Genomic DNA, 380 nt, shown 5'->3' on the forward strand with positions numbered 1-380 from the left:
GTTTTGAATGTAGCTGAGTTCAAATTAGTGCCCTTTCTGTACTTGTTCGAGTGCTTCTAGTGGGGCGTTGTACCACATGTCGCGGGCTTGTTTGCCGGCATTCCACATGTAGTAGATGTTCGCGAGTTTGTTGTCGCCCTTGTCTTTGCATTGTGCGAGGGCGCGCCAGTATTCTTCTAAGGTACCGGTTGCGCACAAGTATTTTTTGATTGCGTCCCATGCCGCATCTTCTGCGTCTGCGGTCGAAACGTGTGGGAGGCCCTCTTTTATTTCTTCGAGGGTTTCGCCGTCTTCTAGGCACATTTTGATGTAATCAACGTATTCGGCGACGACGGCGGGACGGGCAATTTCGGTGAGGTTGATCCGGGCCTGTTGTAGGT

1 protein-coding gene is annotated in these 380 nt (G+C 51.3%); it reads right to left on the reverse strand.

Annotated elements, in window-relative coordinates; genetic code table 11:
• Positions 1-24: 24 nt before the first annotated feature.
• On the reverse strand, positions 25-380 hold a 356-nt coding region (locus tag QP415_RS10885; protein ID WP_285100071.1), incomplete at its 5' end, for a hypothetical protein.

The sequence above is a fragment of the Pauljensenia sp. UMB3104 genome, assembly GCF_030217285.1.
Classification (GTDB): domain Bacteria; phylum Actinomycetota; class Actinomycetes; order Actinomycetales; family Actinomycetaceae; genus Pauljensenia.